The sequence below is a fragment of the Planococcus sp. CP5-4_YE genome (assembly GCF_019042655.1).
In the GTDB taxonomy this organism is placed as follows: domain Bacteria; phylum Bacillota; class Bacilli; order Bacillales_A; family Planococcaceae; genus Planococcus.
Window position 1 is genome coordinate 1 of record NZ_JAHPZO010000022.1, and the last position, 20,878, is coordinate 20,878.

Annotated in this window: 22 protein-coding genes and 1 rRNA gene; 5 read left to right on the plus strand and 18 right to left on the minus strand. The window is 47.2% G+C overall.

The features are described from left to right. Both KTG14_RS16355 and KTG14_RS16360 read right to left on the minus strand, forming a co-directional pair. A 16S ribosomal RNA gene (locus KTG14_RS16355) occupies window positions 1-252 on the minus strand; the annotation flags it as partial. A gap of 424 nt (window positions 253-676) precedes the next feature. Beyond that, window positions 677-1,543, minus strand: coding sequence for a nucleotidyltransferase-like protein (locus tag KTG14_RS16360; RefSeq protein ID WP_216971888.1), 867 nt, complete (start codon window positions 1,541-1,543; stop codon window positions 677-679). 187 nt (window positions 1,544-1,730) lie between these two features. Between KTG14_RS16360 and KTG14_RS16365 the strand changes: the two genes are divergently transcribed. Beyond that, a complete protein-coding gene (locus tag KTG14_RS16365; RefSeq protein ID WP_211653647.1) occupies window positions 1,731-2,084 on the plus strand; it encodes a YgzB family protein in 354 nt (117 codons plus the stop codon). 37 nt (window positions 2,085-2,121) lie between these two features. Here the strand turns inward: KTG14_RS16365 and perR are convergent, their stop codons facing one another. The 4 genes from perR to bcp all read right to left on the minus strand — a co-directional run bounded on the left by perR (window position 2,122) and on the right by bcp (window position 4,736). Further along, window positions 2,122-2,565, minus strand: coding sequence for a peroxide-responsive transcriptional repressor PerR (perR, locus tag KTG14_RS16370; RefSeq protein WP_058381335.1), 444 nt, complete (start codon window positions 2,563-2,565; stop codon window positions 2,122-2,124). Window positions 2,566-2,748: 183 nt separating this feature from the next. Further along, window positions 2,749-3,300 (minus strand): cob(I)yrinic acid a,c-diamide adenosyltransferase, encoded by a 552-nt coding sequence (locus KTG14_RS16375; protein ID WP_216971889.1) that lies wholly within the window; start codon window positions 3,298-3,300, stop codon window positions 2,749-2,751. A 2-nt stretch (window positions 3,301-3,302) separates the two neighbouring features. Then, window positions 3,303-4,244 carry a D-2-hydroxyacid dehydrogenase gene (locus KTG14_RS16380; protein WP_216971890.1) on the minus strand — a complete coding sequence of 314 codons (942 nt, stop codon included), beginning with the start codon at window positions 4,242-4,244 and terminating at the stop codon, window positions 3,303-3,305. Window positions 4,245-4,259: 15 nt separating this feature from the next. Further along, window positions 4,260-4,736 (minus strand): thioredoxin-dependent thiol peroxidase, encoded by a 477-nt coding sequence (bcp, locus tag KTG14_RS16385; protein ID WP_216971891.1) that lies wholly within the window; start codon window positions 4,734-4,736, stop codon window positions 4,260-4,262. A gap of 118 nt (window positions 4,737-4,854) precedes the next feature. Here bcp and KTG14_RS16390 point away from each other — a divergent pair, with 118 nt between their 5' ends. Together KTG14_RS16390 and KTG14_RS16395 are read left to right on the plus strand one after the other, a co-directional pair. Then, on the plus strand, window positions 4,855-6,141 hold the full coding sequence (locus KTG14_RS16390; protein ID WP_216971892.1) for a glutamate-1-semialdehyde 2,1-aminomutase: 1,287 nt from the start codon (window positions 4,855-4,857) through the stop codon (window positions 6,139-6,141). 33 nt (window positions 6,142-6,174) lie between these two features. Further along, window positions 6,175-7,260 carry an FUSC family protein gene (locus KTG14_RS16395; protein WP_216971893.1) on the plus strand — a complete coding sequence of 362 codons (1,086 nt, stop codon included), beginning with the start codon at window positions 6,175-6,177 and terminating at the stop codon, window positions 7,258-7,260. Between the two features lie 30 nt (window positions 7,261-7,290). Here the strand turns inward: KTG14_RS16395 and nikC are convergent, their stop codons facing one another. From nikC to mutY, 9 genes are all read right to left on the minus strand, one after another. After that, window positions 7,291-8,142: a nickel transporter permease gene (gene nikC, locus KTG14_RS16400; protein WP_216971916.1), complete on the minus strand. Its 852-nt coding sequence runs from the start codon at window positions 8,140-8,142 to the stop codon at window positions 7,291-7,293. Window positions 8,143-8,192: 50 nt separating this feature from the next. After that, a complete protein-coding gene (locus tag KTG14_RS16405; RefSeq protein ID WP_216971894.1) occupies window positions 8,193-9,197 on the minus strand; it encodes an ABC transporter permease in 1,005 nt (334 codons plus the stop codon). Window positions 9,198-9,277: 80 nt separating this feature from the next. Further along, a complete protein-coding gene (locus KTG14_RS16410) occupies window positions 9,278-10,891 on the minus strand; it encodes an ABC transporter substrate-binding protein (RefSeq protein ID WP_216971895.1) in 1,614 nt (537 codons plus the stop codon). A gap of 29 nt (window positions 10,892-10,920) precedes the next feature. After that, complete coding sequence (locus tag KTG14_RS16415; protein ID WP_216971896.1) at window positions 10,921-11,904, minus strand: ABC transporter ATP-binding protein; 984 nt, start codon at window positions 11,902-11,904, stop codon at window positions 10,921-10,923. Continuing rightward, window positions 11,879-12,898, minus strand: a complete 1,020-nt coding sequence (locus KTG14_RS16420) for an ABC transporter ATP-binding protein (RefSeq protein WP_058381345.1) — start codon at window positions 12,896-12,898, stop codon at window positions 11,879-11,881. Before KTG14_RS16420 ends, KTG14_RS16415 begins: the two co-directional genes overlap by 26 nt. 154 nt (window positions 12,899-13,052) lie before the next feature. Next, window positions 13,053-14,798 (minus strand): ABC transporter ATP-binding protein, encoded by a 1,746-nt coding sequence (locus tag KTG14_RS16425; protein WP_302054959.1) that lies wholly within the window; start codon window positions 14,796-14,798, stop codon window positions 13,053-13,055. Window positions 14,799-14,858: 60 nt separating this feature from the next. Continuing rightward, a complete protein-coding gene (gene ntdP / locus KTG14_RS16430) occupies window positions 14,859-15,404 on the minus strand; it encodes a nucleoside tri-diphosphate phosphatase (protein WP_058381347.1) in 546 nt (181 codons plus the stop codon). Window positions 15,405-15,507: 103 nt separating this feature from the next. Further along, window positions 15,508-16,254: an enoyl-[acyl-carrier-protein] reductase FabL gene (gene fabL / locus KTG14_RS16435; RefSeq protein WP_216971897.1), complete on the minus strand. Its 747-nt coding sequence runs from the start codon at window positions 16,252-16,254 to the stop codon at window positions 15,508-15,510. After that, window positions 16,251-17,315, minus strand: a complete 1,065-nt coding sequence (mutY, locus tag KTG14_RS16440) for an A/G-specific adenine glycosylase (RefSeq protein ID WP_216971898.1) — start codon at window positions 17,313-17,315, stop codon at window positions 16,251-16,253. The genes fabL and mutY overlap by 4 nt, the downstream gene beginning before the upstream one ends. 138 nt (window positions 17,316-17,453) lie before the next feature. Here mutY and KTG14_RS16445 point away from each other — a divergent pair, with 138 nt between their 5' ends. Further along, entirely contained in the window at window positions 17,454-18,434 is a 981-nt protein-coding gene (locus tag KTG14_RS16445) for a metal-dependent hydrolase (RefSeq protein ID WP_216971899.1), read from the plus strand. A gap of 46 nt (window positions 18,435-18,480) precedes the next feature. Here KTG14_RS16445 and KTG14_RS16450 read toward each other — a convergent pair whose 3' ends face one another. From KTG14_RS16450 to recX, 3 genes are read right to left on the minus strand one after another with little or no spacing between them, the layout of a single operon-like run. Further along, entirely contained in the window at window positions 18,481-18,735 is a 255-nt protein-coding gene (locus tag KTG14_RS16450; RefSeq protein WP_068461180.1) for a YfhJ family protein, read from the minus strand. Between the two features lie 4 nt (window positions 18,736-18,739). After that, window positions 18,740-19,072: a YfhH family protein gene (locus tag KTG14_RS16455; protein WP_101189900.1), complete on the minus strand. Its 333-nt coding sequence runs from the start codon at window positions 19,070-19,072 to the stop codon at window positions 18,740-18,742. Next, window positions 19,065-19,871, minus strand: coding sequence for a recombination regulator RecX (recX, locus tag KTG14_RS16460; protein WP_216971900.1), 807 nt, complete (start codon window positions 19,869-19,871; stop codon window positions 19,065-19,067). Before recX ends, KTG14_RS16455 begins: the two co-directional genes overlap by 8 nt. A 99-nt stretch (window positions 19,872-19,970) precedes the next feature. Between recX and KTG14_RS16465 the strand changes: the two genes are divergently transcribed. Further along, window positions 19,971-20,870, plus strand: a complete 900-nt coding sequence (locus KTG14_RS16465) for a TIGR01777 family oxidoreductase (RefSeq protein ID WP_216971901.1) — start codon at window positions 19,971-19,973, stop codon at window positions 20,868-20,870. Window positions 20,871-20,878: the final 8 nt, after the last annotated feature.

Genomic DNA, 20,878 nt, shown 5'->3' on the forward strand with positions numbered 1-20,878 from the left:
TCAAACTCTTCATTATACGTCGCCTTGGTAGGCCGAAACCGTCTTTCCGTACCGCCTCATGAGAGGCCGTAAACTATTCGGTATTAGCACCGGTTTCCCGGAGTTATCCCGATCTGCAGGGCAGGTTGCCCACGTGTTACTCACCCGTCCGCCGCTAAACCAAAGGAGCAAGCTCCAATGGTTCCGCTCGACTTGCATGTATTAGGCACGCCGCCAGCGTTCGTCCTGAGCCAGGATCAAACTCTCCATTATAGAATAGTTGATTGCTCAATAGTTGCTGGCGCATCGCCGTCTCGAAAGACGCACGATTCGCTTGATCTGCATACGCTGATCAGTAAGTTGTGTCGCGATCGCTCGCGACTGTATTGTTGACGTTTTGCTGTTCAGTTTTCAAGGTTCAAATTTCCACGTTGCTTCAAGAGCAACTTCTATAATTTAGCATCGCTGAGCGAAAGAGTCAAGTCTTTTTTATTATTGTAAAAAACTTAATCTGTTCGAGCGACATGTAATATCATAATACATTAGTTTCTTGATTGTCAACGCTTAAATTGAAAATATCCTCAAAGTGTTTTGAAGTACATCTATTCTTGTGCAGTATTTTGCTATTCTTTAACTTGCTATAATGAAGAAAGCTGACGGGGCGACTTCCCTGTCAGCTTTCTTCCTGTAAAATTATTTAGCGCTTGTTTGAATAATAACGATGGAAGATACCTTCGCTTTTTGTCTTTACGCCGTTAATTGCAATTAAATCCTTTTCGATTAAGAACTCAATTAACACTTCAAGATTGGAAGAATAATTTTTCAATTCTTCCTGTTCGTGCAATTCCTGAATTGTCCAGCTGCTTTGCTTCTCCATTACTTCACGAATATGCTGTGATCCGTCTTTTGTACGAGAATGGATGAAAAATTCGCTGGCTAAGAATAAAAGCTCCAAGCGCTTGTCAATCGGCTCGTCGCTTGAGATGAGTTCTTCGTACAATTTATAGATTGCCGGCTCCATCTTCTTCACCTGTGACCACACTGTCACTTCAGGCGGAAGCCCATTCTCAAGAACTGATAACCGAGCCAGATGATGGAGCGACTCTACCATGTGATGATATGCATCCAAATAATTTTTTTCTTCGAAGAACATTTTACCTTCAAGATAACGACGAATCAGTTTAGCAAACTCCACACCCATTTTGATTTTTCTGCCGTAGAAGGGATACTCTTTTAACTCAGTTTTTAGTTTTTCCATAAATTCATTGCGATCATATATGACACGGCCGTTAAAGAGCCAGTCGACAATTTTACGGTTAGTTCCCAATAGAAGCCACTTATGCAATTGCTTTTCTGTGATGATGTGCATTGCCGCTTTTTTATCTAAGTACGTATAATGTTTTGTAAAAACTGGGGTTTCATTTTCTTTTGTAATGATCAGAAGGATTGAATCGAATGTATCTGTAATTGGGCTGATGTCTTCTCTCTTCTCTATTAGGATGACACCTAGCGTTGTTTCCTGGCTCGCGCGTTCTTGATATAACGGTCTCAATATTTGTTCCATCCGTCGTCACTCCCTGCAGTCTATCTTTATGTGTTTTATGATGCCCTCTATACTCTAGGCATGCAAATATTCTAAGGCGTTTTTCTTTATTTCGACATATTTCTCTTATATTCCTTTAACGGAATTAGCTTAACCCTTTTTGCGGACGTTTATGATATAGTATGATGGACGCAAGGAGGAACCGCTCATGAAATCTTATAAAAATAAAATCAATCGCATTCGGACCTTCGCTTTGGCATTGATTTTTATCGGCATCGTGATTATGTATGTCGGCATCTATTTCCGTAATCAACCAATTGTTATGGTCATCTTTATGCTTCTCGGTGTTATCGCTATTATCGGAAGTACGGGTGTCTATGCTTGGATTGGCCTGCTCTCGATGAAAACTGTGCCTGTACAGTGCCCGAATTGCGAACGCCATACAAAAATGCTCGGACGTGTAGATATCTGTATGCATTGCAACGAACCGTTGACGATGGACCCTTCTCTCGAAGGCAAAGAATTCAACGAAGAATATAATAAGAAAAAGCCCCAACAATAAAAAAAGAATGCCCGCCGAATTGGCGGGCATTCTTTTTTTATTGTGCTTTCGCTGACTCACTGTAACAATCGCGGCATGTCCCGTAGATTTCCAAGCGATGGTAATCCACTTGGAACCCTGTTACATGGGATGCTAGATGTTCCACTTCATCCAATCCGGGATAGTGGAAGTCAACAATTTTCCCGCACTCGTTGCAGATCATGTGGTAATGATCATGTGTGACAAAATCAAAGCGGCTTGAAGAATCCCCATAGGTCAATTCTTTTACCAACCCCGCTTTTTTAAAAACACGTAGATTATTATAAACGGTGGCTACACTCATATTGGGAAAGGCTTTTTCAAGCGCGCGATAAATATCATCTGCTGTCGGATGCGATGTAGAATGGATCATAAACTCCAAAATCGCATGACGCTGGGGTGTAATTCTAACACCTGTAGACTTCAATGTATCGAGTGCGTCTTTCAATTGGGCTTCAGACATCGCTGGGCACCTCACTTCGTATATATTCTTACATTATAATCGTTATAATTAGTGTACCTAAAAAAACCTCATTGTGTCAAGAAATCGCTATAGGACGCTAATTTTCTGTTTATTCCACTAGCTAATTTTTTAGGTTTAACAAAAAACAGCAGGACATGAAGCCCTGCTGTTTGAAGCTTTTCTCTATTCTGCATGAAGTCCCTTTTCCTTGGAACCTAATTGCTGATTGACGAATCGCGCCGCGACGAAGAGAAAGTCGGAAAGCCTGTTCAAATATGCCAATACATTGGGTGAAACATCTTCCCCTATCGCTATCACATTGCGCTCGGCGCGGCGCACAATTGTACGGGCTACATGGAGTGCTGCTCCTGCGGGATGGCCGCCGGGCAAGATGAAATTGCTGAGCGGTTGGAGTTCTGCGTCATATTCGTCGATCCATGTTTCTAGTAGAGTGATATGTTCAGGCTCTAGCTTCCATTTCACTTCTTTACCTGCTGGAGTCGCCAATTCGGCTCCAACGTGAAAAAGAACCGTTTGAATCTGATGGAAGATTTCACAAAGAGCTTCTTTTCGCTCGAAAAACTCTCCATTTAAATGTCCCACACCGAGACCGATCATCGTATTTGCCTCATCGCAAGTCCCGTAGGCTTCAACGAGCGGATCATTCTTTTTGACGCGGCTGCCGTATACGAGTGAAGTCGTTCCTTTATCTCCTGTTTTCGTGTAGATTTTCATCTTCAATAACCCCTTTTCATATCCACTGGATTTGATGGTGATTTATCGCCTTTGATCCAAGCACGTAAATTCGGAATGAAAACATCCAATGCGCGCTCGACGTATTTTCCGGAATGGCTCGAAACATGCGGAGAAATGATGACATTGTCCATCTTCCAATACGGGTGGTCTGCCGGCAGCGGCTCTTCTTCGAAAACATCCAATACCGCATAGCCAATTTCTTTGTTGTCTAGCGCTTCAAGCATCACTTGGTCTTCTACCAGATCACCGCGGCCTAAATTCATAAAAATCGCATCTTCTTTCATCGCCTCGAAATGTTCTTTCTTCAATAGATGATAGGTTTCCTCCGTGCTCGGCAATACAGATAGCACAATATCAGCATCTGGAAGAACAGTTAATACATTTTCACTAGACACCATCTCATCCATATATTCAACATCATTTCCTGAGCGGTTGCAGCCAATCGTCCGGACGCCGAATGCCTGAAGCAAGCGGCCGATTTCTGAACCGATCGCGCCAGGTCCGAACACGACGGCTTTTGAACCAGCTAGTTCGGATGATTGCGTTTTGCGGTTCCATTCCCCATTACGCTGGCTCTCATAAATGAATGGCAAGGAGCGTTTAAGCGCCAACAAATGCGCTAAAGCGGATTCTGCCATCGGGGTTTTATGAATCCCTTTGACGTTCGAAACGATTATACTTTTTTTTGCTATAGCAGCATGGGGCATTTTTTCGATTCCTGCGCTTGCTACCATGATCCATTTCAGGTTTTCGGCACTTTCGATGTCTTCATCCGTTAAATCTTCTCCGTAAGTAACCACAATATCGGCTGTTGGCAAAAATGACTTGTTCTTATATAAGAAGTGAAAATTCACTTCAGGAAATTCGGCTTGAAGCCGTTCCTGCTGATTCTCTTTCGGCACAAATGTAAATAGGACGTCCATCAAATTCTTCCTCTCTTAGTCACCGCTGATTGCTTTTACAGTTTCCAATACTTCTTCAATATGCTCTTTCACTTTCACTTTGCGCCATTCCTTGATAACAGTGCCTGTCGGGTCGACCAAGAATGTTGAGCGTTCGATGCCCCAGAATTCTTTCCCATACATTTTCTTCAGCTTCCAAACTCCGTAAGCCTCAGACACTTGATGATCCTCGTCAACGAGAAGTGAAAACGGCAAGCCGTGCTTGTCGATGAATTTTTGATGGCGTTCTTTGGAATCTGCACTGACGCCCAAAATCTCTACGTTAAGTTCCGAGAAATCTTTTTCGGCATCGCGGAAATCGCATGCTTGGGTCGTACAGCCTGGCGTCATGTCTTTCGGATAAAAATAGAGCACAACATATTTTTTCCCTGCGTAATCTGATAGGGAAATTGTTTCGCCTTGTTCATTTTGCAATGTGAAGTCAGGTGCTGCCAATCCTTCTAATGTAGCCAAACCCATCACTCCTTTTCTTTCCTCTATCGTACCGGACGGTTTCATTACTTTCAATTTCTTTGGCGTTTACGGCTAATTTTGTCTACAATAAGGAATAGATTATTTTAGGAGGCATTTTATGGATCACTCGATTTCCGAACAATTGCACCAAGAAGCGCTAGAACATATTGTCGGCGGGGTCAATAGTCCTTCCCGCTCTTATAAAGCTGTAGGGGGCGGCTCTCCTATCGCGATGGACTATGGTAAAGGCGCCCATTTTTTTGATGTGGATGGGAATAAATACATTGACTATTTGGCGGCATACGGCCCGATCATTACGGGGCATGGCCACCCACATATCGCGAAAGCCATTGCACACGCTGCTGAAACCGGCGTATTATTCGGCACACCGACCAAGCATGAAGTGACATTCGCTAAAATGCTGAAACAAGCGATGCCGGCAATGGATAAAGTGCGTTTTGTCAATAGCGGAACCGAAGCCGTCATGACGACTATCCGCGTGGCAAGAGCGTACACAGGACGCACCAAAATCATGAAATTCGCCGGATGCTACCATGGTCATTCCGACTTAGTGCTCGTAGCTGCCGGTTCTGGCCCTGCTACACTCGGTACTCCTGATTCGGCAGGCGTCCCGAAATCGATCGCTAATGAAGTGATCACGATTCCATTTAATGATCCGGAAGCATTCAAGGAAGCGATTGAACGTTGGGGAGACGAAATCGCCTGCATCCTTGTCGAGCCGATCGTCGGCAACTTCGGCATCGTTGAACCGCAAGAAGGATTTCTTGAAGGCGTCCATGCGCTGGCTAAAGAGAAAGGTGCATTGATTGTCTATGATGAAGTCATCACAGCTTTTCGCTTCCATTATGGCGGCGCACAGAACTTGCTCGGCCTTGAGCCGGATTTGACGGCGCTCGGAAAAATCATCGGCGGCGGTTTGCCGATCGGTGCATACGGCGGGAAGCGCGAAATCATGGAAACGGTCGCACCACTCGGACCCGCTTACCAGGCAGGGACGATGGCCGGCAATCCCGCTTCAATTCAAGCAGGCATCGCGTGTCTCGAAGTGCTTCAGGAACAAGGGGTTTACGAACGGATGGACCAACTCGGTAAGCGCCTTGAAGCAGGAATTTTGGCTGCTGCTGAAAAGCACGGCGTCACGATTACCATCAATCGTTTAAAAGGTGCTTTGACAATTTATTTCACCGATCAAAAGGTGAAAAATTACGAACAAGCTGAAGCAACGGATGGTGAAATGTTCGGCCGCTTCTTTAAACTGATGCTCGAGCAAGGCATCAATTTTGCGCCTTCCAAATACGAAGCCTGGTTTTTGACCACTGAACACACAGAAGAAGATATCGATACGTCGATCCGGGCAGTAGAGCATGCATTTGCCCAGTTGTAAAAATCGATCTCTTCCTGAAGGAGGTGTTTGCCGATGAAACTCGGTGCGCGCATATTCAAAACCGGTATCGCTATATCACTTGCCCTGTTTCTGGCGACGCTTCTTGAACTTCCGACGCCGGTATTCGCAGGGGTAGCGGCAATTTTCGCCATACAGCCTTCCATTTACCGGTCATACCTGACTTTACTCGATCAAGTGTACGGGAACTTAATTGGCGCCTCGATTGCCGTTATCTTCGTGTTGACGCTCGGTCCGAACTATTTGACGATCGGTGTCGCCGCTATTCTAGCGATCATCATCATGCTGAAATTAAAACTGGAAAATACAGTTCCCTTAACACTAGTCACATTGATCATCATCATGGATTCGCAATCGGATGACTTCTTGGTATTTGCTTCCTTGCGGTTCTTGACTGTTTTGTTGGGCATTTTATCAGCTTTTATCGTCAATATGATCTTTTTGCCGCCAAAATACGAAACGCGCTTGTTCCAGTCAATCCATTCTGTCAGCGAAGATGTCATCCGGTGGATCCGGATTTCAATACGCCATGCTTCCGATCATTCGTCGGTCAAAGAAGACATCGACAAACTGACCGAGAAACTAGTGAAGGTGGACCAATGGTATTTATTTTATAAAGAAGAACGTAGCTATACGAAAAAACAGCAATATACAAAAGCCCGTAAATTAGTACTGTACAGGCAAATGATTGCCACATCGAAAAAGAGTCTGGAAGTTCTGCGGCGCCTGAATCGTTATGAAAATGAACTGAGAGATTTGCCTGAGCAATTCCATATGATGGTGCAGGAACGGCTTGAGAGCTTGGCGAGTTATCATGAGCAGCTTTATATGAAATATGTTGGAAAAATTCGTCCAGAACATAGCGAAAGCTCCGGGCCCGATGCAGTATTGAAGCGCAATGAAGTGATGTCGATTTTCGTTAAGGAAATTAATTTATCGACCGAAGTCGAAGAAGACGAATTTTCGGTTTACCATTTGATGCACGTTCTGTCTGCCCTGCTCGACTACGAAGAGCATCTGGAGCATTTGGACTTGCTGATCATCGCATACCATAATTACCATAGCGAAGAAGTCGACAGCGACATCGAAAATGCCATATGAAAAACGCCCGGAAAATTTCCGGGCGTTTTTTTATGATTTCATTCGTGGGTCGAGTGCGTCGCGCAGCCCGTCTCCCATTAAGTTAAAGCCAAGTACGGTCAGCATGATCGCCACCCCCGGGAAAATCATCGTCCACGGGGCATTGGTCAAGTACGACCGGGAATCGGCCAACATCTTGCCCCATTCCGGGGAAGGTGCCTGCGCCCCAAGCCCGAGAAAGCCGAGTGCCGCAGCTTCAATGATTGCTGTTGCAATCGCGAGTGTGCCTTGGACGATAACCGGCGCCATGGAGTTCGGCAAAATATGCGAAATCAAAATGCGGTTATCTTTCATGCCGATCGCTTTGGCCGACATGATGTATTCGTCTTCCTTGATGCTCAATACTTTCGAGCGGATCAAACGCCCGAAGTTCGGTACGTTGATGATGGCAATCGCAATCAATGCGTTGCGAAGTGACGGTCCAAGAACCGATACAACTGCAATCGCAAGAAGGATACTTGGGAATGCCAGCATGATATCGAACAGCCTGGAAATGATGGTGTCGACCCAGCGTCCGTAATAGCCAGCCAAAATACCAAGAATACTGCCGACAATCACCGAACCGATAACTGCCAGGAATCCAACCCATAGCGAAATGCGTGCTCCGTATACGACACGCGACAAGATATCGCGGCCGAAATCGTCTGTACCCATCCAATGATCACCGGAAGGAGGCAGAAGCCGCTGGGAAAGATTTTGTTCGTTGATGCCTTGTGGTGTAAACAACGGGCCAAAAATCGCCAAAAGAATGAAGAAAATGACGATGCCCATGCCGACGACCGCGACTTTACTTTTGCGGAATCCACGCCATGCCTCTTTCCAAGGGCCGGCGACTTTCTGCATTTCCTGTTTGTCTGCTGCTGCTGTTTCAGCCAATGTGCTCCTCCCCCTTCCTAATCATATTTGATCCTCGGGTCGACCAGGCCGTAAAGCAAGTCGACGAAGAGATTAATCATGACAAAGATAAATGCGACGACCAGAATACCCGATTGGATAACCGGATAATCACGGAACCCGATCGCTTCGTAAATATAGCGCCCGATGCCTGGCCATCCGAAAATGGTTTCGGTCAAAATGGCGCCGCCGAGCAGCAAGCCCATCTGCAAACCGATAATGGTCAATACAGGAATGATTGCATTTTTCAATGCATGCTTGTAGACAACCCAGAACATCTTGACACCTTTAGCGCGAGCGGTCCGGACATAATCTGAACGCATGACTTCAAGCATTGAAGAGCGCGTCATCCGTGCGATGATTGCCATCGGAATAGTGGCCAGTGCCGTACCTGGAAGCACCAAATGCTTCAATACCGTCGCCAATTGGTTGAAATCGCCTTGAATGAGGGTGTCCAACACATAAAAATTGGTGATGTTATTGATTGGATCCCGGACATTTTCACGGCCAGTCGTCGGCAATATGCCAAGTTCGATTGAGAAAATCCATTGGTTCATGAGACCGAGCCAGAAGATCGGCATGGAAACACCGATCAGAGCTAGCACCATCGCTGTGTAATCGAACCACGAGTTCTGGAACCAAGCGGAGATAATCCCTGCGTTAATGCCGATAACGACGGCAATGATGATCGCGAATAATGATAATTCAAATGTTGCTGCTAGATATGGCCAAATCTCTTCTGAAACAGGTGAACGGGTACGCAGTGAATCTCCCATGTCTCCCGTCACCAGGCCTTTCAAGTAATCGAAATATTGGATATACCAGGGATTATCAAGCCCTAGACTGGACCGTAATGCCTTAATTGCTTCTTCGGATGCTTGTTGCCCAAGGATGACTTGTGCAGGATCACCTGGAATTGCCCGGATAATCATAAAGACGATAAACGTCATTCCGAGTAAGACAGGAATCAATTGCAAAAGCCGCTGCCCGATATAGTGAAGCATCTTCTTCACCTCTCCATCTCAATTGCATTATGTATTGAAAAGGGGGAGAAATCAGTATGACCTCTCCCCCAAAGAAACGCCTACTCCAAATCTACTGAAGACAATTTGTCAGAGCCAGTTGGATGCGCTTTAAAGTCGATTACGTTCGTCCCACCTGCAAGAAGAGGTGTAGAGTGCGCAAGCGGTACCCATGGCGCATCTTCGTGGATGATTTCCTGAGCCTGCATGTACAATTCGTTGCGGGCATCTTCATCAACCTCTGTTTGAGCTTCGATCAAGATATCGTGAAGATCTTGGTTTTCGTAGTATGTGTAGTTGTTTGAACCGATGTTGTCTTGGTCAAGCAAAACATACAAGAAGTTATCTGCATCGCCGTTATCGCCTGTCCAGCCAAGAAGGAATGCATCCGCTTCTCCTGCTGCCGCTTTTTCGAGGTAGGTTGCCCACTCGTAAGAGACGATTTCAGCTGTGATGCCGACTTCCGCCAAATCGCTTTGGATTGCTTCCGCTACTTTTTGGCCATCCGGCATATACGGACGCGGAACTGGCATTGCCCATAATTCCATTGTGAATCCATCTTCAAGTCCTGCTTCTGCTAGTAGTTCTTTCGCTTTTTCAGGATCGTATTCGTAGCCTTCAATGCTGTCGTTATAACCGCTGATTACCGGCGGCATCGGGTTTTTCGCTACTTCTGCACGGCCTTCGAAGAATGAATCAACAATCGCCTGGCGGTCGATTGCGTGGTTCATCGCCTGGCGGACTTTTGGATCGTCGAATGGCTCACGAGTCGTAGTCAAGCCAAGGTAGCCAACGTTCATCGATGGACGTTCGAACAATTGAAGGTTTTCTTCATTTTCGATTGTTTCTGAATCTGATGGCGTGATGCCGTCAGCCAAATCGATTTCGCCAGACAATAGGGCATTCAAGCGAGCTGAGTTATCCGGAATTGCACGGAACACGACTTGATCGAGTTTCGGCTCCCCATCAACCCAGTAGTCATCGAATTTCTCGATTGTTACTGTATCGTTGCGCTGCCATTCAACAAACTGGAATGGGCCAGTACCAACAGGGTTGTCACCAAATGATTCGCCGGCTTCTTCAAATGCTGTCGGTGATGCAATGCCGAATGGGCTCATCGCCAAGTTTTTCAAGAATGGTGCTTGAGGACGTTTCAATTTGATAACAACTTCGTTATCACCTGTTGCTTCAACAGATTCGATGACATGTTCTTCTTCATCGCCAAATCCGCCAAACATTGATTTATAGTACGGGAACTGGTCTGCATCCCCAGCTGCCCAGCGCTCAAAGTTCGCGACAACTGCTTCTGCGTTGAAATCTGTTCCATCATGGAATGTGACGCCTTCTTGCAATTGGAATGTGTAAGTCAAACCATCTTCAGATGCTTGCCAATCGCTAGCAAGACCAGGTTCAATTTCAGTATCCTGTTCACCAAAGTTGATCAGTGTATCAAAGATGTTTTTTGTTACTTTGAAAGATTCTCCATCTGTAACCGTGATAGGATCCAATGACACCGAGTCGCCGCCACGGCCGAAGATCAGGACTTTCTCGTCGCCTGATTCTGAATCTCCACCGTCTCCGCCTGACTCCGAATCACCGCCTGAACAGCCGTAAAGCGCTGTCGACAGCAAAAGCAGCATCAGGAAAGCGAGTGATACAATTTTCTTTTTCCCCAAAATAACCCCTCCATTTTGTTTTTTTATTATCATTGCGGCCTGCATTCCTCATAAAGGTGACAAGCTACAGAATGACCTGGTTCAACTTCCGCGAAACGCGGAATCTCCTGCGAACAGATATCCATCTTGAATGGGCAGCGAGTATGGAAACGGCAGCCCGAAGGCGGGTTTGCCGGACTCGGCACATCCCCTTTAATCACCACTTCCTCCCGGACAAAATCAGGGTCCGGAACGGGCACTGCCGACAGGAGCGCTTGCGTGTATGGATGAAGCGGCTTTTCATACAAGCTTTCTGTATCCGCAAGCTCTGCCATATTACCCAAATACATAACGCCTACGCGGTCGCTGATGTGACGCACGACACCTAAATCATGGGCGATGAATATGTATGTCAGTTTCAAATCGCGCTGCAGATCCTGCATCAAATTGAGCACTTGTGCTTGAATGGATACATCAAGTGCGGAAACCGGCTCGTCGGCGATGATTAGTTTAGGGTTGGTCATAAGCGCACGTGCAATGCCGATACGCTGGCGTTGCCCTCCGCTGAATTGATGAGGGTATCGCTTGGCATGATAGCTGCTGAGCCCGACGATTTCGAGAAACTCATGCACTTTTCGTTTGCGCTCTTTCGGGTCCCCAATATTATGGACATTCAACGGCTCCATCAAAATTTTCTCGATGCTATGGCGCGGATTGAGTGATGCGTATGGATCTTGGAAGACCATTTGAATATCACGTCTTGCTTTGCGCATTTCAGATGCTGACAAACCGGTTAATTCCTGGCCATCAAATGTCACTTTGCCTTCTGTCGGATCGAGCAAGCGCATCAGCATGCGTCCAGTCGTCGACTTGCCGCAACCGGATTCGCCAACGATTCCGAGCGTCTCGCCTTCATTTACATAAAAGGAGATGTCATCAACCGCTTTGACTTGACCTTTTACTCGCCCGAAAATGCCGCCCGTAACCGGAAAATATTTCTTTAAACCTTCAACTTTCAACAACGGTTCTGTCATGCGACTCGGCCTCCTTTGGATCGAATAGGAAACAGCGCGTCTTGTGGTCTTCTGCCGTCTGGTATAACGCCGGGTCTTCCACGCGGCAACGATCGAAGGCAAATTCACAACGTGCTGCATATTTGCAGCCTACTTTGATCGATCCCGGTTTAGGAACGTTTCCTGGAATAGAGTATAGCCGCTCTTTCTTGAAGCGCATGTCGGGCACGCTTTCCAGAAGGCCACGGGTGTATGGATGCTGCGGATCGTTGAAAATGGTATGTACTGGCCCTTCTTCGACCACTTTTCCTGCATACATGACAACGACGCGTTCGCATGTTTCTGCGACGACCCCAAGGTCATGGGTAATCAACAAGACGGCTGTATCGAGCCGTTCGTTTAAATTCTTGATCAATTTAAGGATCTGCGCCTGGATCGTCACATCGAGTGCCGTGGTCGGTTCATCGGCGATCAGCACTTTCGGGTCGCACAGCAGAGCCATTGCGATCATCACGCGTTGGCGCATGCCTCCCGATAACTGGTGAGGATAATCATTAAGCAAAGCTTCTGCACGTGGCAGGCCGACTAGCTTCATCATTTCGACGGCACGTTCTTGGATTTGGCTTTTCGACCAATCCTTTTTGTGAATCTTCAGCGCTTCGCGTAATTGGTTGCCGATAGTAAACAATGGGTTCAGCGAAGTCATCGGCTCCTGGAAGATCATCGCAATGTCATCGCCGCGGATCTGGCGCATTTCTTTATCGGATAATTTGGTTAAATCCTTATCTTGGAATAAAATTTCTCCACTAACAATTTTCCCTGGAGGACTTGGCACCAGCCCCATTATGGACAATGAGGTGACACTTTTTCCACAACCTGATTCCCCTACGATGCCGAGCACCTCTCCTTGGCGGATATGGAAATCCACGTTGTCGACTGCCGGTACTTCTCCATCATCAGTGAAAAAGGAAGTACGCAGCCCTTTCACATCCAAGATGGTTTTACGTTCGTCCATAGAGATCCTCCTTCTTTATTTTAAATTATTCAGAAAATTCTCCGTGTTTCCATTATACGTAATATTAGTAGTAATGCAATAGTTTTCAAGAGATTGGCGAAAGCCTTCCTTCCTATTAAAAATAGCTCCCCAAAAATTGGGGAGCTTAAAATAGTTAACCTATGTTCTGCACTTGGAATAGTTTGTAATAGACGCCACGCTTTTGCAATAGCTCTTCGTGTGTACCTTGTTCAGCCAGTTGTCCGTTGTCTATGACCAGGATTTGGTCGGCATGTGTGATGGTTGACAAGCGGTGTGCGACCATCAATGTCGTGCGATCGTGTGCCAGGCGTTCCAGGGAATCCTGGATGAGCGATTCGCTTTCGAGGTCGAGTGCGGATGTCGCTTCATCCAATATGAGGATTGCCGGGTCTTTTAGGAAGACACGGGAAATGGCGATGCGCTGCTTTTGACCGCCGGATAACTTAACGCCGCGCTCGCCGACTTTCGTATCATAGCCTTCCGGCAAGTTGTCGATGAATTCATGGGCATTCGCCGCTTTTGCTGCTGCAATGACTTCCTCGTCGGTTGCATCGGGTTTGCCCATCAGGATATTTTCTTTGACCGATTCGCTGAACAGAATCGAATCCTGCAAGACGAGCCCGATTTGGTCGCGCAAGGAATGGATCGTCACGTCTTTCAAGTTGTGCCCGTCCATGCGGATCGAACCTTCTGTAACATCATAAAATCTCGGGATGAGCGATACAATCGTCGATTTTCCGCCCCCGCTCATGCCGACAAAGGCGACCGTCTCTCCTGGATTGACCGTAAAGTTTAGATTCGACAACACTTCGCTTCCCCCGTCATTGTAATGGAATGCGACATTATGGAATTCAAGCTTGCCGTCTACGCGCCTAAGTTCACGAGCGTCCTTTTTATCCGTCACATCATATTCTTCATCGACCATTTCAAAGACGCGATCCATCGAAGCAAGGGACTGGACGAGCGTCGTCGAAGAGTTGACGAGGCGGCGCAGCGGATTGTAAAGCCGTTCGATATAGGCGATAAACGCGACCATCGTCCCGAGCGTCAAATTCCCTTGAATAACTTGGTAGCCGGCATAGCCGATGACCAATAGCGGCGCCACATCCGTAATGGTGTTGACGACTGCGAATGCCTTGGCATTCCATCTCGTATGATCCATCGCTTTTTCCAGGAATTGATCGTTTGTATTGTTGAAGATTTTTTGTTCGTGCTTCTCAAGCGCAAAGCTTTTGATGATGCTCATGCCCTGCACGCGTTCGTGCAAATAACTTTGGACATTGGCGAGCGCCTGAGAACGATCGCGCGTCAAATCGCGCAAGCGCCCGAAGAAATATTTGACACTGAATGCATAAAACGGGAAAGCTAAAAGTGCCACGATCGTCAAGGAGACATCCATCGTGAGCATGATGATGACAGCGATGAGAATCGTCGCAACATCCAGCCAGACGTTCATCAAGCCGATCATGACGAAGTTTTTCGTCTGCTCGACATCATTGATGACCCGTGAAATGATTTCTCCCGCCCGCGTGTTCGCGTAATAGCGCAGGCTCAGGCGCTGCAGGTGGCCGTATAGATAACCACGGATATCGTAGAGAATTTTATTGCTGACATATTGTGCATAATACTGCCGGAAATATTCGATCGGCGGGCGCAGCAGAAAGAATACGATCGCCGTGCCCCCGAGCCACAAGTACAGCTGATTGAGTTTTTCAGCATCCGACAATGCCTCCGCGCCGATGATGTCATCAATAACAATCTTGATTAAAAGAGGGATAAAAAGAGGGATCGCAAATTTGAATATCCCGATGAAAATTGTCAAGGCAATTTGCCAATAATAGGGCTTGACGAACTTCATATAGCGTTTCATACTGCTCAAACTGTTCACTCCATTCTGTTCAAAATGAAAAACCTGTTGGCAGGCAACAGGTTTTCCATGTTAGTCATGAATCCGGTTATGCTTATGAAATTCATACCGGCTCGTCCATACTTCAATAAAGTCCTGGGCAAAAGGGCCTCTTCTTTGCTTGATCCAGCTGATCAGCTTGTCCACATTTCGGTAGAGTATTTGATCGATGACTTCTGGGTAGCCCATTTGCCGCTTATGGTCTTCAAATTCGTCTTCATCCAACAGCGTGTAAGACATATCCGGAAACACTTTTACATCCAAGTCATAATCGATGTATTTCAACGATCCATTATTGTAGACGAACGGGGAGCTGATATTGCAATAATAATAGACGCCGTCGTCACGCAGCATGCAGATGATGTTGAACCAATGTTCGGCATGGAAATAACAAATTGACGGTTCTCGCGTCAACCATGTCCTGCCGTCCGATTCCCTCACCAGCGTGCGCTCGTTCGCGCCAATTACAATATTGTTCGTCCCTTTCAGTACAGTTGTTTCCTGCCAGACACGGTGGATGCGTCCGTTGTGCTTGTAACTGTGGATCTGGATTGTTTCACCCTCCGCAGGAACCGCCATGCACCATCCCACCTTTTCGTCTAACTATCACTATATGTTATCTCCTGTTCATTATATCAATCAATTCTGAAAACATACAGCAATAAGCCGAAAGTTGCGAGAATCACATGACGATAGACCGACCTCCGTCAACAATGATCGTCTGCCCACGGATCATATCGGCATGATCGGAAACGAGGAACATCGCTGTTTTCACCATGTCATCGATTTCCACCATGCGTCCTGCTGGCGTGTTGTCGCGCGCATCACCGAGCAGTTCCTCACGGTTCGGGAAATGCTTCAACGCTTCCGTATCGAGCGCTCCGCCCGAAACCGTGTTGACTGCGATATTTTTCGGCGCAAGTTCCACCGCCAAGTAACGGGTGAGCGATTCAACAGCTGCTTTTGACACACCGATCGTCGTGTAGTTTTCCAAATAACGGATCGAGCCGAGCGAGCTGATGCCTATAATCTTGCCGCCTCGATCCATTAATTTCGCCGCTTCTTGCGCACCGAATAGCATCGCTTTGGCGTTGATGTTCATCGTCCAGTCCCAATGCGATTCTTCCAGTTCCATGACTGGGCGCAAAACACCGGATGCCGCATTGGACACGAATACATCCAAACGGCCGAATTCTTCTTTGATTGTCTCGAACATGCCGCGCAATTTCTCGACGTCGCCAACATTGGCACGCACAAGCAACGCTTTTCTGCCTCTCGCTTCGACTTCTTTTACCGTATCGAGCGCAGCTGTTTTGCTGCGAGCATAATTGACGACGATGTCGTATCCTTCTTCCGCCAGGGCAATCGCCATCGCTTTTCCTAGCCCACGGCTGCTTCCTGTCACTAATGCCACTTTTTGTTCTGTCATTTTGCTACATCTCCTCTTTGCTCTAAAGCAGTCTTCATCTTTTGGCCAGGTCCGGCAATCGGCAAATTCTCCAATTGTTCCGGCGTCACCCATTTCATGTTTTCAGGCGGCGTAAATTCTTCCGCGCAGGCTAAATAGCCATCCACGTTCCATGTTAAATGAGAAAAGACATGTTTGAAAGCGGTAATTTTCTCGATATTAGAAAGCGCGCCGTTCAATGTCTCTTCATATAATTCACCGATTTCATTCGCTTCGAGCGCTATGGTCAGCTCGAGCATCGGATACTGCCACATGCCTGCAAGCAGACCTTTTCCGGGACGCTGTTCCATCAACAGCTTGTCCCCGCTCCAAATCGCCATCATCGCGAAATTGGCGGTACGGGTTTTTTGGGCTTTCGTTTTAACCGGTAGTTCAGTTTCCTTTCCTTCATGAAAGGCGCTGCAATGATCGCGTACCGGGCATAACAAACATTTCGGCGACGTCGGTGTACAAATGAGTGCACCGAGTTCCATCAAGCCCTGGTTGAAGGACGACGGATCTTCGTGGCTAATCAATTCCGTCACAGCTTGTTCAAAAACTTTTCTCGTCTTCGGTTTGGCGATATCTTCTTCTATCAAGAGGATACGGCTGAGTACACGCATGACGTTACCATCAACCGCATGTTCAGGAACTCCATAGGCAATGCTCAATACAGCCCCTGCCGTATAAGGACCGACGCCTTTTAACGAAGAAATCTCCTTACGAGTCGATGGCACGATGCCTCCGTACTGTTCTGCAACTTCGCGCACCCCTGCCTGAAGATTGCGAGCGCGCGAATAATATCCGAGCCCTTCCCATAACTTCAATAAACTCTCTTCTTCCGCTTGCGCCAAAGATTCGACAGTGGGAAATTTCTCGACAAAGCGTTTATAATAAGGAATAACCGTATCGACTCTCGTCTGCTGCAGCATGACCTCAGAAATCCAGATTTGGTAGGGGTCGGCTGTCCGGCGCCAAGGCAAATCACGCTGTTCTTTTTGGAACCAGCCGATCAGGTCCTGCTGAAATTGCTGCTTATTCATATTTATGCTTTCTGCCTCCGTTCATGCTGATTATTCCGGCCCTGAAGCGGGTATGTATACTTAAGGAATATGCTTATTTTATCAAATGGCGGGCTGACAAGATATTATAAAAGCTCGCAACAAAGGGGGGATGCGTCGATGGATACAGGAACACATATCGTCATGGGCATTGCACTCGGCGGTTTGGCAACGGCCGACCCAGTTGTCGCCGCCCATCCAGCCACATGGACTGCCGTCATGACCGGCACCATTATCGGCTCACAAATCCCCGATATCGATACCGTCTTGAAACTTCGTGACAATGCGGTTTATATACGCCACCACCGAGGGATCACGCATTCGGTGCCAGCTGTACTATCGTGGCCTTTATTACTTTCAGGTGCCATCTACCTTATTTTCCCGGAAGCCAATCTTCTTCATTTATGGCTTTGGACTTTTCTTGCCGTATTCTTGCATGTCTTTGTGGATATATTCAATTCATACGGCACACAGGCGCTCCGGCCATTTTCCAATCAATGGGTGGCACTTGGTGTCATCAACACCTTTGACCCGATTATTTTCGGCGCGCACATTGTAGCTTTGATGATTTGGGCATTCGGAGCCGACCCTGTGTGGACGATGAGCATATTGTATATCATCTTGTTGTTCTATTATATCTCCCGCTTCGCGCTCCAGTCAGCGATCAAGCAAGCGATACGCAATACGATCCCAGGTACCAACGATGTCTTCGTCGCGCCGACGATGCGCTATTTCCAATGGCGTATCGCAGCTGACACGGACCGCCATCATTATGTCGGCCAGGCTTACGGGCGCTCGATCAACATCTACGACAAGTTTTTGAAAAAACCGATGCCTGAAAATGCTTTGATCCAGACGGCGATGAAAGACAAGAATTTGGATGCTTTCGTGTCGTTTTCTCCGCTGTATCGCTGGGAGATCAATCAATATGGGGAGATTTACGAAGTGCGTTTGATCGACTTGCGCTACCGCAGCAATGATTACTATCCATTTGTCGCTGTTGCCCATTTGGATGAAGACCATAACATCCTGAATTCCTATACGGGATGGATCTTCAGCGAAGACAAATTGAGGAAAAAGCTCGATTTCAGCCATAACTGAACAGAAAAACGGCCAGGGCAATCGTCCCTGGCCGTTTTTTTATCGCTTATGAATCATGCAAAAGATGCGCATACTTCGGATTGTTCCCCGCAAATTCGTGGATTTTGTCGCCGTAGCTTTCAATCCATTGGCGCACGACTTTCTCAACCACCGCTGTGCCTTGGTAATCATACCCCGCTTTCGCGTATGAAGATTCAAAATCAGACACCAATAATTCGATCCATGTCCGGGCTTTGTCATCCGACAGCTCCGGATTTTTTTCTCTTAGTTCGATGATTAACTGTTCAATAACTTCTTTCATCGATTCACTTCCCTTCCTTTAATGGACGCAGCATGGAAATCGGCAGCGCTTCTGTGTGCTTATCGCCGCCCATACGGTAACCCCAGGCAAAATTGCCTTTTAAGTAATCAATTTGGAAATAGACGTTCGGGTCGCCTTCCACACGGTAGACTTCCCCGGGTTTAAAGTCTTTTGGATCCAACAGAAACGATGCCGCCATGATGGCTTTGCGCTCGAGCACCGCGAATTCATTGACGATGCCGAGCTGCTCCGCCTTGCGTGCTTTTTCCTTCAGGCGGGCGATTTCATTGCGCAGCTCCGTCTCGTCCATTTGTGAGTATGGTTTATGTTCACTCATCTTCAAGCTCCTTTTCTTCGATGTACTGGCTGATCACATCGCCCGGGAAGCCTTTCTGATAAAGTCCTTGCTTCACTTTCCGGCTAAGATCGTTTCCTGACATTTTGCTTTCGTGCTTGCGCCATAATTTGTCCCCTTGCTGGCGAACGCTATCGAGCCATTGGTCTCCGTCGCGTTCAAGATCCAGGGTTTCGATCGCTTGCTTGATGATCCCGTAAGGATACCCTTTTCTCATCAATGAATCATTAATTTTCTGTTTGACCTGGCTCGGCGTTTTCGACTGCTCTTTTGCGGCGATTTTTTCCGCAAGGCCTGTGGCGACTTCAAGCTGCTCTTCTTCACTGTAATTGGTTAAGACATCTTTTTGCATAGCCTTATCAATTCCTCTCTTTTGCATGTCCTGCTGGATTGCGCGCGGCCCTTTTTTACCGGATTTGATTTGCGTCCGGAGCAGTGCTTCTGAAAACTGCTGGTCATCGAGGAAGCTGAGTTCGTAAAGCTTCTTGACCGCTTCGTCGATAACGGCTTCACCGAATTCCTTTTCCTTCAATTTTTTGCGGACTTCTCCTTCGCTGCGCATGCGGAAGCCGAGGTAATGCAACGCTTTATTGAATGCTTTGCGGACTTCATCCTCAAAGTTCATTTCTTCGATCGTCCACTGGTCGAGTTCTTTCCCTTTGGTCAATTGGTAGCGAATGATCAAGGTTTCGTCAACACTGAACGCAAATTTTTCTTCCAAATAAATATTATAGCGTTCCGGATTGTTTTTTCCGCGGGTTATTTTCGTAATGATCGGCATCAATTTCCCCTCGCTTCTCCTACCATTATACACTTTACATGCTCTCTTGGCATATGCTTCGCTCGATTTGGGTATGGGATAGAAATGGAGGCGATGGAAATGAAAATAGCAATAACAGGCGGCACTGGATTTCTCGGTTCAGTCTTGACACAATTACTGCAAGAAAAAGGCCACGAAGTATATATTTTAACACGTTCAGATAAGCCGAAGGAACAGGGAATCACTTATGTCCAGTGGCTTTCTGACGGAGCAAGACCGGAAGCCCAACTCGAAGGCATCGACGCGCTCGTCAACTTGGCCGGCACTTCGATCAACGACGGCTTGTGGACGGACAAGCAAAAAAAGAAAATCTATGACAGCCGAGTATCGGCGACAAAAGAAGTGCTGCGTATCATCTCTGCACTGGAGCAAAAACCAGACGTGCTCGTCAACGCAAGCGCCGTCGGGATTTATCCGGCTTCTGAACACAAAACTTATACTGAAGCCGACCGCGAATACGGCAATGATTTTCTTGCTGAAACGGTATTGGCATGGGAAGGACTGGCAGAACAAGCACAAATCGATGGCGTCCGAACTGCATATGCACGCCTTGGCATTTTGCTTGGAAAAGAACAAGGTGCGCTGCCGTTAATGGCGCTGCCGTATAAGCTATTCGCTGGCGGCACAGTCGGCACTGGCAGGCAATGGCTGTCTTGGATCCACGTCCGCGATGCCGCGCGCGCGATCCTGTTCGCCATTGAACAGAAAGAACTCACTGGCCCGTTCAATGTGACAGCGCCGAATCCGCAGCGTATGAAAACGGTCGGCAAGGAAATCGGGCGTGCGCTCGGCAGGCCGCACTGGATCCCTGCTCCCTCGTTTGCATTGAAAGCTGCACTCGGCGATAAAAGCCGGCTTGTGCTGGAAGGCCAGCGGGCACTGCCGACCGTCCTTCTTGACCACGGATTCAAGTTCGAGTTCCCGAATTTGCCGGAAGCACTGGCTGACATATACAAATAAGCGTATAA

Bases quoted from the DNA above. Each gene is read 5' to 3' on its own strand.
- KTG14_RS16360 (WP_216971888.1), bottom strand. From the start codon at position 1,543: ATGGAACAAATATTGAGACCGTTATATCAAGAACGCGCGAGCCAGGAA.
- KTG14_RS16365 (WP_211653647.1), top strand. From the start codon at position 1,731: ATGAAATCTTATAAAAATAAAATCAATCGCATTCGGACCTTCGCTTTG.
- perR (WP_058381335.1), bottom strand. From the start codon at position 2,565: ATGTCTGAAGCCCAATTGAAAGACGCACTCGATACATTGAAGTCTACA.
- KTG14_RS16375 (WP_216971889.1), bottom strand. From the start codon at position 3,300: ATGAAAATCTACACGAAAACAGGAGATAAAGGAACGACTTCACTCGTA.
- KTG14_RS16380 (WP_216971890.1), bottom strand. From the start codon at position 4,244: ATGGACGTCCTATTTACATTTGTGCCGAAAGAGAATCAGCAGGAACGG.
- KTG14_RS16390 (WP_216971892.1), top strand. From the start codon at position 4,855: ATGGATCACTCGATTTCCGAACAATTGCACCAAGAAGCGCTAGAACAT.
- KTG14_RS16395 (WP_216971893.1), top strand. From the start codon at position 6,175: ATGAAACTCGGTGCGCGCATATTCAAAACCGGTATCGCTATATCACTT.
- nikC (WP_216971916.1), bottom strand. From the start codon at position 8,142: ATGCAGAAAGTCGCCGGCCCTTGGAAAGAGGCATGGCGTGGATTCCGC.
- KTG14_RS16405 (WP_216971894.1), bottom strand. From the start codon at position 9,197: ATGCTTCACTATATCGGGCAGCGGCTTTTGCAATTGATTCCTGTCTTA.
- KTG14_RS16415 (WP_216971896.1), bottom strand. From the start codon at position 11,904: ATGACAGAACCGTTGTTGAAAGTTGAAGGTTTAAAGAAATATTTTCCG.
- KTG14_RS16420 (WP_058381345.1), bottom strand. From the start codon at position 12,898: ATGGACGAACGTAAAACCATCTTGGATGTGAAAGGGCTGCGTACTTCC.
- ntdP (WP_058381347.1), bottom strand. From the start codon at position 15,404: ATGGCGGTTCCTGCGGAGGGTGAAACAATCCAGATCCACAGTTACAAG.
- fabL (WP_216971897.1), bottom strand. From the start codon at position 16,254: ATGACAGAACAAAAAGTGGCATTAGTGACAGGAAGCAGCCGTGGGCTA.
- mutY (WP_216971898.1), bottom strand. From the start codon at position 17,315: ATGAATAAGCAGCAATTTCAGCAGGACCTGATCGGCTGGTTCCAAAAA.
- KTG14_RS16445 (WP_216971899.1), top strand. From the start codon at position 17,454: ATGGATACAGGAACACATATCGTCATGGGCATTGCACTCGGCGGTTTG.
- KTG14_RS16450 (WP_068461180.1), bottom strand. From the start codon at position 18,735: ATGAAAGAAGTTATTGAACAGTTAATCATCGAACTAAGAGAAAAAAAT.
- KTG14_RS16455 (WP_101189900.1), bottom strand. From the start codon at position 19,072: ATGAGTGAACATAAACCATACTCACAAATGGACGAGACGGAGCTGCGC.
- recX (WP_216971900.1), bottom strand. From the start codon at position 19,871: ATGCCGATCATTACGAAAATAACCCGCGGAAAAAACAATCCGGAACGC.
- KTG14_RS16465 (WP_216971901.1), top strand. From the start codon at position 19,971: ATGAAAATAGCAATAACAGGCGGCACTGGATTTCTCGGTTCAGTCTTG.